General features: G+C 35.0%; 15 protein-coding genes. 10 read left to right on the top strand and 5 right to left on the bottom strand.

The window, feature by feature from the left end; all coding sequences use genetic code 11:
• Positions 1-19: 19 nt before the first annotated feature.
• The 6 genes from ACFSQS_RS03620 to ACFSQS_RS03595 all read left to right on the top strand — a co-directional run bounded on the left by ACFSQS_RS03620 (position 20) and on the right by ACFSQS_RS03595 (position 3,835).
• Positions 20-478 (top strand): Lrp/AsnC family transcriptional regulator, encoded by a 459-nt coding sequence (locus ACFSQS_RS03620; RefSeq protein WP_388014235.1) that lies wholly within the window; start codon positions 20-22, stop codon positions 476-478.
• A gap of 1 nt (position 479) precedes the next feature.
• Positions 480-1,106 carry a CPBP family glutamic-type intramembrane protease gene (locus ACFSQS_RS03615; RefSeq protein WP_388014232.1) on the top strand — a complete coding sequence of 209 codons (627 nt, stop codon included), beginning with the start codon at positions 480-482 and terminating at the stop codon, positions 1,104-1,106.
• A gap of 101 nt (positions 1,107-1,207) precedes the next feature.
• The gene (locus tag ACFSQS_RS03610) at positions 1,208-1,729 is read left to right on the top strand and encodes a hypothetical protein (RefSeq protein WP_388014229.1); all 522 of its coding nucleotides are present in this window, start codon (positions 1,208-1,210) and stop codon (positions 1,727-1,729) included.
• A 119-nt stretch (positions 1,730-1,848) separates the two neighbouring features.
• Positions 1,849-2,307 (top strand): hypothetical protein, encoded by a 459-nt coding sequence (locus ACFSQS_RS03605; protein ID WP_388014226.1) that lies wholly within the window; start codon positions 1,849-1,851, stop codon positions 2,305-2,307.
• A 3-nt stretch (positions 2,308-2,310) separates the two neighbouring features.
• Positions 2,311-3,024: a hypothetical protein gene (locus tag ACFSQS_RS03600; protein WP_388014223.1), complete on the top strand. Its 714-nt coding sequence runs from the start codon at positions 2,311-2,313 to the stop codon at positions 3,022-3,024.
• Complete coding sequence (locus ACFSQS_RS03595; RefSeq protein ID WP_388014220.1) at positions 3,017-3,835, top strand: sensor histidine kinase; 819 nt, start codon at positions 3,017-3,019, stop codon at positions 3,833-3,835. Before ACFSQS_RS03600 ends, ACFSQS_RS03595 begins: the two co-directional genes overlap by 8 nt.
• Here the strand turns inward: ACFSQS_RS03595 and ACFSQS_RS03590 are convergent.
• From ACFSQS_RS03590 to panB, 4 genes are all read right to left on the bottom strand, one after another.
• A complete protein-coding gene (locus tag ACFSQS_RS03590) occupies positions 3,832-5,202 on the bottom strand; it encodes an aldehyde dehydrogenase (RefSeq protein WP_388015109.1) in 1,371 nt (456 codons plus the stop codon). The two genes, ACFSQS_RS03595 and ACFSQS_RS03590, sit on opposite strands and share 4 nt — an antisense overlap.
• Positions 5,203-5,601: 399 nt before the next feature.
• Positions 5,602-6,294, bottom strand: a complete 693-nt coding sequence (locus tag ACFSQS_RS03585) for an RluA family pseudouridine synthase (protein ID WP_388014217.1) — start codon at positions 6,292-6,294, stop codon at positions 5,602-5,604.
• A gap of 27 nt (positions 6,295-6,321) precedes the next feature.
• Positions 6,322-6,675: a four helix bundle protein gene (locus ACFSQS_RS03580; RefSeq protein WP_388014214.1), complete on the bottom strand. Its 354-nt coding sequence runs from the start codon at positions 6,673-6,675 to the stop codon at positions 6,322-6,324.
• Between the two features lie 136 nt (positions 6,676-6,811).
• Entirely contained in the window at positions 6,812-7,630 is an 819-nt protein-coding gene (gene panB, locus ACFSQS_RS03575) for a 3-methyl-2-oxobutanoate hydroxymethyltransferase (protein ID WP_388014211.1), read from the bottom strand.
• A 452-nt stretch (positions 7,631-8,082) separates the two neighbouring features.
• On the opposite strand from panB, the gene gshB reads away from it, so the two are divergent.
• From gshB to ACFSQS_RS03555, 4 genes are all read left to right on the top strand, one after another.
• Complete coding sequence (gene gshB / locus ACFSQS_RS03570; protein WP_388014208.1) at positions 8,083-9,123, top strand: glutathione synthase; 1,041 nt, start codon at positions 8,083-8,085, stop codon at positions 9,121-9,123.
• A 92-nt stretch (positions 9,124-9,215) separates the two neighbouring features.
• The gene (locus tag ACFSQS_RS03565) at positions 9,216-10,040 is read left to right on the top strand and encodes a sulfurtransferase (RefSeq protein WP_388014205.1); all 825 of its coding nucleotides are present in this window, start codon (positions 9,216-9,218) and stop codon (positions 10,038-10,040) included.
• A gap of 3 nt (positions 10,041-10,043) precedes the next feature.
• Entirely contained in the window at positions 10,044-10,871 is an 828-nt protein-coding gene (locus tag ACFSQS_RS03560; protein ID WP_388014202.1) for an N-formylglutamate amidohydrolase, read from the top strand.
• 12 nt (positions 10,872-10,883) lie between these two features.
• Complete coding sequence (locus ACFSQS_RS03555) at positions 10,884-12,044, top strand: flavohemoglobin expression-modulating QEGLA motif protein (protein ID WP_388014199.1); 1,161 nt, start codon at positions 10,884-10,886, stop codon at positions 12,042-12,044.
• Positions 12,045-12,346: 302 nt separating this feature from the next.
• Here the strand turns inward: ACFSQS_RS03555 and thrC are convergent, their stop codons facing one another.
• Positions 12,347-13,645, bottom strand: a complete 1,299-nt coding sequence (gene thrC / locus ACFSQS_RS03550) for a threonine synthase (RefSeq protein WP_388014196.1) — start codon at positions 13,643-13,645, stop codon at positions 12,347-12,349.
• Positions 13,646-13,656 lie beyond the last annotated feature (11 nt).

Here is a 13,656-nt window from a genome sequence, read left to right as displayed (position 1 = left end):
TTATGAAAATTTTTCAACCATGGTTTTTGATGATACAGACAAAAAACTCTTATTCTATCTGCAAGAAGATAGCAAGCAAACTAATAAAGCGCTTTCAAATAAATTAAACTTATCGGTTACGGCGGTTTACGAGCGTATTAAAAAACTCGAAAAAAATGGATACATCAACAACTATGTTGCGTTGGTAAACAAAGAAAAAATCGATAAGGGGTTTATAGCCTATTGCCATATAAAACTGGAAAAGCACAGTCAAGATTTTGTAGTTAGTTTTGAAAAGGAAGTCAACCGCCTAACCGAAGTGCTGGAATGTTACCACGTAAGTGGCGATTACGACTACCTATTAAAAGTATTGGTAAAGGACATGGCAGCCTTTAGGGAGTTTATGGTAAAAAAACTAACCACCATCAACCATATTGGCAGTACGCATAGTATGTTTGTAATTAACGAAGTAAAGCACACCACAGCAATTAACGTTTAATATGCAATCGGGTTTATATAAAAGTTTTGAGTTTTTTATCATTTTTATTTTGGTGCCCATAAGTTTTGCTTTGAGCTATTCGCCGTGGCTTAAACTAATCATTGGGTTTACCGGTTTTATTTACATTGTTTTTGTGTTGTTGAAAGTTGAAAAGGAAAAAATCCAAATCTCTAAAAACCTAAATTGGAAACTGTTTTTTAAGCAAACACTTGTTAAGTTTTTAGGTATTGCCATGGTTACAACGCTTTTTGTTTGGTTTACCAATAAAGAAGCCCTTTTTAGCGTATTATTAAATAAACCAATATTATGGTTTTTAATTCTAATTATTTACAGCGTTTTTTCAGTGTATCCGCAAGAACTTGTTTACAGAACTTTTTATTTTAAGCGATATAGCGGGGCGCTTAAAAATAAAAACCTTTTCTTGTTTATAAATGCAATTATGTTTTCTTTAGGGCATTTGTTTTTTAAGAATCCTTTGGTATTGGTATTAACTTTTTTTGGCGGGTTATTGTTCGCAGTAACCTATAACAAAACAAAGTCCACACTTTTGGTTTCTATTGAGCATGCCATTTACGGCTGTTGGTTATTTACAGTAGGCATGGGCGATATGCTTGGTTTTCCTTTATGATTTTGTAAAGGTTTAGGTTTTATGGAAAGATAATTTAAAGTTAATTAAAACTTTTTACTATTTTAGACCAGCTATTATTAACTAAAAAACCAAATTAAAAGATGAAAAAATTAAGCTACATTATTTTAGGAATTATTATTGGCGCCTTAGCTACGTATTATTATTGTCCAAGACAAATTGATGATGGCGCAACAGAAATTGTAAAACCCAAAGGTGTTATTACTCCAGATCAAGCTATGGCGTTAAATAACAATTGGACTAAATATAGAAAAGCAGCAGTAGATTCTGCAGCAGCTAGACAAGGACGGGAAATTGATGACCGTTCAACATGGTGGTCTATAAAAAATATTGAAAACTACATAGCCTACTCAAAAAAACAAACCGATAGTTTGGGGTATACCATAACGGGGCTTCGTGTGTATTTGGGCGTTTATGGTGAAAACGCAGGCCGAACCAAAAGAAATTTAACCACCATGTTTGTTGTGCCAACGGTAAAAAAGGCTAAAGACAAAGCCAGTATGAACCCGTTTGCTTTTCAAGATGAAGATGAAGAGGACTGCGAGGAATGTGAGCCTTTGAATGAAGGAGGAAATGGTGGCGGCGGTTCTGGTTATCCTAACTAGAAAAAATATTTCTTTGTACGATTAATTTTATTGTTATATTTGGAAGAACTTTAAAATTATATTCATGAAAAAATTAAAAAATGTATTAAAATTTAGTGTATGTATGTATGTATGTATGTATGCTCAGTTACAGTTGCTCTAAAGATGAAGCGAAACCATCAGAACAATCATCAAGCGAAACGTTTTATAAGCCTTCTGGTGTTATTACCCAAGACAAAGCAAAAGGATTAAATGATGCTTGGACAGCGAAGAACACTGGTAAATTTAGCAAAGGGGCAAGCATGAAGTTTGAAAACGATGACAGGTCGTTTTGGTGGACTATAGAAGATATTAGGAATTACTTAGATTATTCTGAGCATATTGCTAAAGAAAATGGGCATGATCTGAATGGGCTTAGAGTATATTTGGGAGCCTATCCGAATACGGGTAAAACGACCTTGTTTATGGTACCAACCATTAAAAATTCAACATCAGAAGCTAGTATGAGCCCATTTACTTTTCAAGACGATGAGGAGGACTGCGAGGAATGTGAGCCTTTGAATCATGGAAGTGGAGGCGGAGGTTATCCTCCTAACTAGTAAATGAAAGATTTTTTATTAAATAATTATACCATATTAACACACCTGTTTGAAGCCATAGCGGCTTTAACAGGTGTGTTTTTATATAAAAAACATTATACAACCGAGGTTAAATATTTTATTTGGTTTTTAGTGTATTTAACGATTTTTGATTTTATTGGTACTAACTACAAAGGTTATGTTGATGACGGTGAATTTCTAAATTTTTTAAAAGGAACTGTTATTGAAACAAATCATTGGTGGTATACATTTTTTTGGAAAGTTGGAGCCATACTTTTTTTTGTTTTTTACTACTCAAAAATCTTAAAAACAAAACCGTTTAAAGATATTGTTAAGATTAGTGGGTATGCTTTTTTCTTGTTCTCAGTAGTATATATTGCTATAAATTGGGATGCCTTTTTTAATACATTTTTCCCCATTATAAGTATTTTGGGAGCCATTATTGTGTTTTTATGTTCGGTGTTTTATTTTATCGAGGTTCTGCAAAGCGACAAGATATTAACCTTTTATAAATCCATTAATTTTTACATTAGTTTCGCCATATTTATTTGGTGGCTCATTATCACGCCTTTGGTGTTTTATGATTTATATCATACCAGCGGCGATTGGAATTTTATTTTCTTAAAATGGCAAATCTATTTATTCGCCAATATATTTATGTACTCAACCTTTACCTTTGCATTAATCTATTGTAAACCAGAATCTAAAAATGAGTAACTGTTTAACTGTTTTTTTAGCACAGACCCAACCCGTTTCTACCGCGGCCGAACGCTATTTGCTGGTGTACATGATTATGGTTTTAGTCATTATTACCGCATTGGTTGTCGTGTTTTTTGTGGTGTTTCAAAAACGAAAAAACAAATTGCTTTTAGATCGTATTAAGCAACAGCAAGCTTTTGAAAAAGAAATAGCCTTGGCACAAACCGAAAGCCAAGAACAAACCCTGAAAAATATTGGCTGGGAACTGCACGATAATGTGGGACAACTATTAGCATTTGCGAGCATGCAATTAAGTATTTTAAAAGCCCAGGTTGCCGATGATGTAAAAGATAAGTTTAAAGACACCACAGATGCCCTAAAGGAAAGTTTGAAAGAAGTCCGCTCGCTTTCAAAAACCTTAAATAACGAAGTGGTTTTAAACATCGGATTTGAAAAATCGATTAGCAACGAGTTGAATCGTTTAAAAAAGATGAAATTTACCAGTGCCGAATTGCTTATTAAAGGCGATAAAGTAGATTTTGAAAATAGGCAGCACGAAATCATCATCTTTAGAATTTTACAAGAGTTTTTGTCCAATTCGGTAAAATATTCTGATGCTAAAAACCTAAAGATAATTTTAGAATATCAACCCAAAATAATAACCATTACAGCTTCTGATGATGGTAAAGGTTTCGATATGGCTACCGTTAAAAAAGGCTCTGGCTTAATAAATATGCAAAGTAGAGCCGCTTTGATTAATGCAACATTAGAGCTGCATTCCAAACCAAACGAAGGTGTAACACTAACCTTAAACTATCCAACGTTTTAATTAAACCACTTAAACATAGTTTTAATCAGCTTTAATTTGCCTTTGCTATACGGTGCGTACCTAAGTGGCGGATCAAACCACGTGCCACGTTTTACAATCGCTTTTTTATGCGAAAAGGTATCGAAACCATATTTGCCGTGGTATGCGCCAATACCACTTTTACCAACGCCGCCAAAGGGCAAATTGGCATTGCCGTAATGTATTAAAGTATCGTTGATTGCTCCACCACCAAAACTGAATTTCTCAATGGTATTTTCAATAAAATGTTTGTTTTTTGAAAACACGTAAAGCGACAACGGTTTTTCAAAATGCCATATTATAGATTCAATATCGCTTTCGGTTTCATAAGAAAGTATGGGTAAAATAGGTCCGAAAATTTCATCTTTCATAACGGCGCTATCTAAATCCGGTTCATCAATAAGCGTGGGGCCGATGTATAATTCTTTTTCATTAAAGTCGCCACCAAAAACAATATTTGCATGTTTTAATAGTAGTGCCAATCTTTTAAAATTTTTAAGATTGATGATTCTAGGATAGTCTTTAGAATTTTTAGCATTACCGTAAGCGTTTGTAATTTCACGCTTCAAATGGCCTGTTAATTTATTTTTTATTGAAGCTTTTACAATCAAATAATCTGGCGCAATACAGGTTTGTCCGCCATTGAAGAATTTGCCCCAAACCAAACGTTTTGCCGTTAGTTTTAAATCTGATGTATCGTCGATAATACAAGGCGATTTCCCGCCCAATTCCAAAGTTACCGGTGTTAGGTGTTTTGCGGCCGCCTGTGCCACTATTTTTCCAACCGTAACACTGCCGGTAAAAAAAATATAATCCCAATGCTCTTTTAAGAGCTTGGTTGAAACCTCTACATCGCCCTGTACCACCGTAGCCATTTCTTTTGGGAAAATATCTTCTATAATATTGGCTAATAATTGCGAGGTGTTTGCTGTAAGCTCGCTAGGTTTTAAAACCACGGTATTACCTGCCGCAATGGCCATTATTAATGGGTTTATGGCGAGTTGGAACGGGTAGTTCCACGGGGCAATAATAAGCACGGTGCCGTAAGGTGATTTGTAAATATAATCTTTGGACGGAAATAATAATATAGACGATTTTACCCGCTCTGGTTTACTCCATGTTTTTAGGTGTTTTATGGCCAGATTAATTTCGGCAATAACCAATGCGTTTTCACTTAAAAAAGCTTCGAAAAATGGTTTTTTAAAATCTTTATATAAGGCATTAAAAATGTCTTTTTCGCGATTAATAATCTCTTGTTTTAGCCTTTTAAGCAAAGTTGTTCGTAAAGCAATGTCTTTGGTTTTTTGTGCTCTAAAATAGGCTTTTTGAGCTGAAATTATTTCTGGAATCGTGTTCAAAATAATTTTTAATTATATATCCGTAATTAATAATAATCATAGAATAATGTCAAGCTGAACTTGTTTCAGCATCTCATTATTATTTAACATCTAGCTATTTGCTGAATAAGGCCCTGAAACAAGTTCAGGGTGGCAAACTAATTAACGTGAGTTCGATATAATTATAGTTCATAATCAGTAGGTTGTAAATTTACAAAGTTAAAATTATGTCATTCAGACGAAGAATGAGGAGGAATCTCTATTGAATGAGATTTCTCGTCGCTCTTTCCTCGCTCTGTCGAAATGACAAACAGCTGAAAAACAACAAACTAAAGTATATAATTATAAAAATTTTAAATCGAACTCACGTTAATTATGTTACATTTTTTTAATAAAGATATTAAATTAAGTTTAGCAAGCCTCCCAAATAGGATCTTTTGGCAATGGTGCGATAACGTGAATGTGCTTATTTGAAACCGGATGTACAAACTTAATTTCCCGAGCATGTAAATGAATGCCCGCATCTTTGTTGCTTCTGTCGAAACCGTATTTTAAATCGCCTTTAATAGGGCATCCGATACTTGATAACTGACAGCGAATTTGGTGGTGCCTTCCGGTTTCTAAATTAATTTCCAGCAAAAAATAATTATCGAGTTTCTTTATGGTTTTATAATGCAGAATCGCCTTTTTGCTATCGGTTATTTCTTTATTATGTGCGTAAGATTTATTGTTTTTAGGATTTTTTTTTAGCCAATTAACAAGCGTGCCTTCTGTTTTTTGAGGTTCGTTTTTAACAATGGCCCAATAGGTTTTGCTAATATCTTTTGAAACAAATAACTTGTTAAGCCTTGGTAAAACCTTACTTGTTTTCGCAAAAATAACCAAACCCGAAGTGGGTCGGTCTAACCGGTGCACCGTACCTAAATATACATTTCCGGGTTTGTTGTATTTGTTTTTTATATAAGCTTTTACAACATCGCTTAATGGTTTGTCGCCTGTTTTATCGCCCTGTACAATATCGCCCACGCGTTTATTTACAATGATGATGTGGTTGTCCTCATAAAGCACAATAAGGTTTGATTTGTAAGACAATATTTTAGACATTCTTAGAGTTTTAGACAAGTTAGATGTTTAGAATTTTAGTGTTGATTTGAATTTAGAAACCATTTTAATGATTTCTTGTAATTCTGAAATTGCATCTTCTAATTCTGAATTAGTTATAAAGTTTAAATCATTCGCTATTAATAGCTGTGTCTCAATTTCGTAAGCTGAACCTAAAGTTATTTGAAGAAATCTAGAAAAGTCTTTATTTGATTGTCTTGAAGAGCCTTCAGCAATATTTGAAGGTATAGAAACTGAAGCTCTTCGTAATTGATTGGTTAAACCGAATTTTTCAGATTCAGGAAATTTTGATGTTAAACTATAAATTTCAGAACAAAATAATCTACTTCTTTTCCAAATTTCTAACTCTTTAAATCGATGCATTTTTTTAGATTAATTAGATTGTTAGACTTGACTTAGACGAGTTAGAACTGCTAGTTAATTTAGAACTAAAGAGTTTAAATTTAAATAAATAATTTATCTAAAAATCAAACTTGTCTAAAAATCTAAGAAGTCTAAACTAATATTGCTCACTTTCATTCGGGAAATCCTGTGTTTTTACATCATCGACATATTGCGAAATAGCCGATGTCATATCTTCGTATAAATTCATGTAACGGCGTAAAAAACGCGGATTAAACTCATGCGTCATTCCCAGCATATCGTGCAACACTAAAACCTGCCCATCAACACCATTTCCGGCGCCAATGCCAATTATGGGAATGCTCACACTATCAGCAACTTGTTTGGCCAAAGCAGCAGGAATTTTTTCTAGAACAATAGCAAAACAGCCAATTTTTTCAAGCATTTTGGCATCTGCAATAAGTTGTTCGGCTTCTTGCTCTTCTTTGGCCCTAACGGTATAAGTGCCAAATTTATATATAGATTGTGGGGTCAATCCCAAATGTCCCATTACTGGTATTCCCGCATTTAATATACGTTTTATAGAGTCTTTTATTTCTTTGCCACCTTCTAGTTTTACCGAGTGAGCACCACTTTCTTTCATAATTCTTATAGCAGAACGCAGTGCTTCTTTAGGGTCGCTTTGGTAACTTCCAAAAGGTAAATCTACAACCACTAAACACCTGTCTATCGCTCTAATTACAGACGATGCATGATAAATCATTTGGTCCAGGGTTATGGGCAATGTGGTTTCGTGGCCAGCCATAACATTGCTAGCCGAATCGCCAACCAGAATCACATCGATACCTGCACCATCAACAATTTTTGCCATGGTATAATCGTAGGCTGTTAGCATCGATATTTTTTCGCCATTGGCCTTCATATCAACCAAGGTTTTAACGGTAATGCGCTTGTACTCTTTTTTTGCTGTGGACATGTTTTAGTTGCTTTTTATAAATAGACGGTAAAAGTAGTAAAATAAGTGTTATGCCAAATGAATTATAAAATGATTGATGATCGGAATTACGTTTTCTGTTGTCCTCAATAAAAAAAAGCTGCTTAATCTAGGTTTTGTTTTATGGTAAATGTATATACGTAATTAGTAATAATTTAGCGTAAGGTCATGCTGGACTTGTTTCAGTATCTCATTATTATTTGTCAGGCAGATATTTGCTGAATGTTGGCCCGAAACTAGCTCAGGGTTACAAACCAATTATGTTACCCTAAAGATAATCACATCGTTTTTTTTTAAGTTTATTTGGCAATATTACACTTTAGGTTAAAATTTTAGTGTATTTATGCTTTTTAAATTGCAGTTTTACTTTTAAAAACCCTAACCGGAAACTAAAAAATAATTACTAATTTTATAATCCATCAAAAAAACAAAAAATGAACGTTTGCTTTATAATGTACCCATGGGAAGATATAGACCCAGAAAACGATACTACACTGGCTTTAATTAAAGAATGCGTAAAACGTAAACATGGGGTTGCTATGTGCACACCGGCAAATTTAACCATTAGAAATAGTGTTACCAATGCCAGTTGCACGGTTATTAACAAGATGGATAAAACCCCTTCGTCCCTAAAATCGTTTTATAACAAAGCCCAATTACGCGAAGAGATGCTGCCACTTGCGGGTTTCGATGTTATCTTTTTTCGTGCAAATCCACCGTTGGATCCCATTATGCTAAACTTTTTAGACTCGGTTAAAGACGATGTGTTTATTATGAACTCGCTTCAAGGTATGCGAGAAGCCAACAACAAATTATATACCGCTGCCTTTGGCGATGCACACAGCAACATAATTCCGGCAACACACGTATCAAAAAGTAAAAACTATTTAATAAGGCAGATTAAAGAATCTAAGGCCGACAAAATGATTTTGAAACCACTTAACGGCTTTGGTGGCTCGGGTGTAATACTTATAGAAAAATCGGCGATGAGCAATATTAACTCTTTGCTTGATTTTTATATTAGCAGCAGTGGCGACGGCACTTCAAATTACGTAATCCTTCAAGATTATATTGAAGGTGCCGATGCTGGAGACATACGTATTTTAATGCTAAATGGAGAGCCCGTTGGAGCCATGAAACGGGTTCCTGGAAACGAAGATCACCGCTCCAATGTTTCGGCTGGCGGAAGCGTGCAGCGCCATACCTTAACCAAAGCAGAAAAAGCCCTTTGCAAACAAATTGGCCCTAAATTAGTTAACGATGGCTTGTATTTTGTGGGTATTGATGTTATTGGCGGAAAATTGGTCGAGGTAAATGTAATGTCTCCGGGCGGGATAACCTACATTAACAAAGTGTATAAACTTAAAACCAAAATAGAGGAGAAGGTGGTCGATTTTCTTGAAATGAAAGTTATCGATAAACTCCAAGCTTTCGATAGGCGTACCCGATTGCGAAAAACGGTACAAGATGCTTAATCAATTAATAATTATTAGTAAAAAACATATTGTTTTGTCATGCCGAAATGAGGCACGATTGAGACATCTTATAACCAATTAGAATTTAGCAAATGAGTTCTTATGTAAACTTAACATCTCCAACGGTTTCAGCGGAATGGCTTCATAATAATTTGAATGCCGAAAATCTTGTTGTATTAGACGGGACCATCAATAAACCGTTTGACGCTTCACAAAAACAAATCCCAAAGGCACGCTATTTCGATATAAAAAATAAGTTTAGCGATGTGTCCAATTCGTTTCCAAATGCCTTTCCTTCGGCAGAACAATTTCAAAAAGAAGCCAGAAATTTAGGCATTAATACCAATAGTGCTATTGTAATTACAGATGATAAAGGTATTTATTCCAGCGCCCGCGTTTGGTGGTTGTTTAAAGCTTTTGGCTATAATAATGTGGCAGTTTTAAATGGCGGCTTTCCAGCATGGTTAAAAGCAGGTTTCCCAATAGAAACCATGAAAAATTACTCTGGAAAAACTGGTAATTTTGTCGCACAGCTTCAACCCAAATTCATGCAGTTTTTTAATGATGTTGTAAAAGCTTCAAAAAGCAAAACCCATAACATAATCGATGCACGCTCTGCCGCTCGATTTAATTGTTTAGAAGCTGAACCCAGAGCAGGATTGCGAATGGGAAACATTCCAAATTCAAAGAATATTCCTTTTAAAAATCTTTTAAATGATGACGGTTTACTAAAACCAAAAGAGGAATTGAAAACCATTTTTTCAAAAATTATAAATAAAGATGATGATATTATTTTTTCATGCGGCTCTGGCATTACAGCTTGTGTCTTGGCTTTGGGCGCTGAAATTTCAGGGTATAAAAACATGTCGGTTTACGATGGTTCGTGGACGGAATGGGGGAGCTTGGTTAAAGAATAAATCATGCAAAAACTTTCAATAAAAGATATAATTAGTAAAATTAGTAACGAGGAAACTTTTGAAGCCGTATCTTCAGATTATTCGTTTACCATAAAAATCGATAAATATGTACCTTATGCTTGTGCGGCGATTCACGACGGGCATCAATTTAGAAAAGAACTTTGGGATAATTGCATACATACCGAATACGAGCGTTGGTACGAAGAAGACCCAGAAACTAAAAACATGGTGAAATCGCATCCCATTGTTATTGCGGGTTGCGACTCGCGTTTTGAGTACGATTTAAACCGTGCACCAAAAGATGCGGTTTTCGATACCGCTTGGGGAAAGCAACTTTGGCACGAACCGATTTCGGAAAAAATGAAAGACAAAAGCTTAAAAAAGCACACCAATTTCTATAAAATGGTACATACTTTAATTGCTGTTTTAGAATCTAAATTCGGATTTTGCACCGTTTACGATATGCACAGTTACAATTGGAAACGCTGGGATAGGGATGTGCCAACCTGGAACTTAGGAACCTTGAACATCGATAACAAGCGCTTTGGCGATGCGATTGAGGGTTGGCGACAAAGTTTGTTTGAAATTAAATTTCCAAACGCTATAAAATCGACTTCAAAAATTAACGATACCTTTCAAGGCAACGGTTATTTTTTAAAATACATAACCAATAATTTTAAGAATACCTTAGTTTTGGCAACCGAAATAGCCAAGGTATATTGCAATGAGCAAGATTATATTATATATCCGGAAGTCCTATATGCTATTGAAACCCAACTTAATAAACGCCTTCCGGAACACGCTATGCAAACTTACCATAGCTTTAAATGATTAGAAATTTATATGAAGACCCACAACACCGTAACAAGCAATTCGCTATTGGATATCGATAAAAGTATTGATGCACTTGTAAAACAAATAGAGTTGCTTAGTTTGGTAAACCCAACAAATATTGAAGCAGAAAAAACACGTTTCTTCTCATCTAAATACTTAATCGAACCCGTTTTTAAATACCCCGAAATAAACTTCGATAAGTTTAAACTGCATCGAAAATTATTCACTCAAAAAATAGAATGTATTGAAAATAACGAGATTAAAAACTTCTACGAAGATATAATCTATACTTATTCTGGCTTAATTCAATGCATAGAAACCATTGGTAACGGTAAAAAATTCTATTACAACAGCTTGCATTGTTTTGGTACCCCTACAGAAATCGATGTAGAAAACGCAAAATACATACTTCATTTTAAAGATACCGATAAAGATTCGCCAGCATTTGTACCAAAATACAACGCCAAGGAAGCCGAGTCTTTTTTTAAAACCTACTCCAAACAATACGATTTTAGTTACCACATAAAGCAATCCGACAAAATTTCGGCTATAGCCATGGTATCAAACCATGAAAAAAGTTTGGTGCTCAATTCCAATCATCTGTATTCCGATAACGAAATTGCCGTACTTACCAACCACGAAATTGGAGTGCACATGGTAACCACCATGAATGGTTTGTTGCACCCGTTAAAAATATTTTCGCATGGGTTTCCAAACAACGAAGAAACCCAAGAAGGCTTAGCGGTTTTTGCAGAATATATGAGCGATAATTTAACGGTTACACGTTTAAAAGAACTGGCTTATCGTGTTATTGCGGTAAATAGTTTGGCCAAAGGCTACTCGTTTTCCAAAACCTTTAGTTTGTTGCATAACCAATATGATTTAGACAGGGAAACCGCTTATTATATAAGTGTTAGGGCTCACAGAGGTGGCGGTTTTACAAAAGATTACCTGTATTTAACCGGACTTAAAAAGGTTTACGATTATTACCGTTCTGGTAACGATTTAAACTTGTTGCTAACGGGTAAAGTAAGTTTAGAATATACCAAGGAAATACAATTGTTTATAGATAAAGGGCTGGCTGTACCTGCAAAATATATTACCGATGCCTATGCAGAAAACAGCAATACCAATAAAACAGTAGATTTTATTTTGAAGAATTTGAAGTAGCTTTGTTACTAATGTAAATTTATTTAAACCTTTTCAAATTAAGTGTTTAACCGCTGTTTTTTTAATCTAAAAGAAAGAGGCTGTTTGAAAATTGATTATCCAGTATCAAACTGAGTGCAGTCGAAATTTTAATGTCTTGCATACCAAAGCATTTTTTCTACGCCCTCCTGAAGATTCGGGAGTGATATTTAAAGTATAAATTAACTTTTTCAAACGACCTATTTCTTTGTCCGCAAGCACCGGAAGCTATTCCCAAGAATCCCGTCTCTATAACTATCGGGTTTGCCCAAGGCTATTTGGTTTCAGGTAATTTTTAATAAAAACGCTTTTAAATCGCTATAAGTTGAAATTTTAACCGATACTTTCTCTTTGCCCATAACCGCTTTGATTTGAGGAGGCAAAGGTTGCTTTACTTTAACAACATCTTCAACAACATCTAAAAACTTGGTGGGATGTGCAGTTTCTAAAAACACGCAATGTGTATTTGGATGGTCTTTTAAATACGCTTTGCAGCCCAAATAGCCAACAGCACCGTGCGGATCTGCCACATAGTTGTAATTGTTATAAATCTCTAACATGGCTTCTTTGGTAATTGCATCTGAAAAACTATACGACGACAGGTTGTCTTTTAACGTATTAAACGCATTTTTATAAATTTCTTGAATACGGATAAAGTTACTGGGGTCGCCAACATCCATTGCGTTGCTTATGGTTTGCACCGATGGTTTGGTGGTGTACTCTTGGGTTTGCAAATAGCGGGTAACCACATTGTTTTCGTTATTAGATGCTATAAAGTGCTTAATGGGCAAACCTAATTGCTGTGCCATCATACCGGCACAGACGTTGCCAAAGTTACCGCTAGGTACAGAAAAAACAATCTCTTCGTATTTATTGTGCAACTGTTTGTAAGCAAACATAAAATAAAAGAGCTGAGGTAGCCAACGTGCTACGTTAATGGAGTTGGCAGAGGTTAACTGCATTTGGCTTGTTAGTTCTTCATCTAAAAATGCGGTTTTTACCATGGCTTGGCAATCATCAAAAGTGCCATTAACCTCTAATGCTGTAATGTTTTTACCTAAAGTTGTAAGTTGTTTTTCTTGAATATCGCTTACTTTTCCGCTAGGGTAAAGAATTACTACATTAACCCCTTTTACACCTAAAAAACCATTGGCCACGGCACCACCGGTATCGCCAGAAGTGGCAACCAAAACGGTAACTTCCTCGTTATTATCTTTATTGAAATAACCTAAACAGCGTGCCATAAAACGCGCGCCAACATCTTTAAAGGCCATAGTGGGGCCATGGAACAATTCTAATGTAGAAATGGTGTTGTTAAGTTGCACCACAGGGAAATTAAAATTCAAGGTGTCCTCGACAATTGTTTTTAAAATATCGTTGGGTATTTCGGGCGATACAAATTGCTTAATCGCTTCAAAAGCAATTTCGGTATGCGATAAATTATCAATATTATCAAAAAACGATGATGGCAATGGTGTTATGCTTTCAGGAAAGTACAGGCCTTTATCTGGTGCCAACCCTTTAATAACAGCATCTTTAAACGATGCGTTTTCTGCTTTTTTGTTTAGTGAGTAGTAGTTCATTGTATGTAATT

The organism is Gelatiniphilus marinus, assembly GCF_042684345.1.
Classification (GTDB): domain Bacteria; phylum Bacteroidota; class Bacteroidia; order Flavobacteriales; family Flavobacteriaceae; genus Gelatiniphilus; species Gelatiniphilus marinus.
The sequence above is the reverse complement of the archived record's forward strand: the minus strand, read 5'-3'. Positions and strand labels throughout refer to the sequence as shown.